The 697-nt window shown below is 50.1% G+C and carries 1 protein-coding gene and 1 pseudogene; both read right to left on the reverse strand.

The features are described from left to right. A partial coding sequence (locus AC1DRJ_RS31060) for a LysR family transcriptional regulator (RefSeq protein ID WP_477805480.1) occupies positions 1 to 410 on the reverse strand: 410 nt, incomplete at its 3' end. 22 nt (positions 411 to 432) lie between these two features. Further along, positions 433 to 697 (reverse strand): annotated as a pseudogene (locus tag AC1DRJ_RS31065) (capsule biosynthesis protein); the annotation flags it as partial.

The raw sequence follows: 697 nt of genomic DNA on the forward strand, positions 1-697 counted from the left end.
CTTGTATAGCGTACGACTAACCCTACACCAGGCATTGCTGACGTGATTCGCTCGGTCAACGTGAAGAGCGGAGCGGGTGCGACGTCAAGATTGATACCGATGTGAAACTCAGCAGGGCTGATCATTGGCGTAACATTGCTCATCGCACTCACTGCAGTGCAGACTGAATCCAGAGCAAGGGTAAGCATATGTGCCGCGCGTATTGCCTTGGCCGTGGGCTCCATCTTCCGCCCAATGTACTCAAACAAGGGGTCGTCGAGCAGTGTGCGTAAGCGCTTCAGCGCTGCATTGAYAGCCGGTTGTTTTAGCGACAGCTTCTTTGCAGTTCCAGCCATACTGCGCTCTTGAAAGAGCGTCTCAAAAATGATTAACAAATTAAAATCAATACCGTCCAGATTGCTACGATTCATTGGTTACGGCCGCTTTAATTTTTTAGTCATTGTCCAGCCTCGCCTTATGGCCTAGGTAGCCACCATGATGGCGAATGCCATATTCGTGGCGCGTGATTCCTTTTTCTTCCATCAGCGTTAGAGTAATAGCGTCACTAATCGCGCTCATGACCGCGATGCTCGCGCTTGGAGTCAGGCCTAAGTAACAAGGCTCTTCTATAATTCCCATATCGAGAACCAGATCAGCGTTGTCCCTGAGCTCACTTTCTGGATGAGAGGTGATAGCGATGACTTTCCCGGAAGTAAGG

It is taken from the genome of Pseudomonas sp. P5_B2, assembly GCF_056400445.1.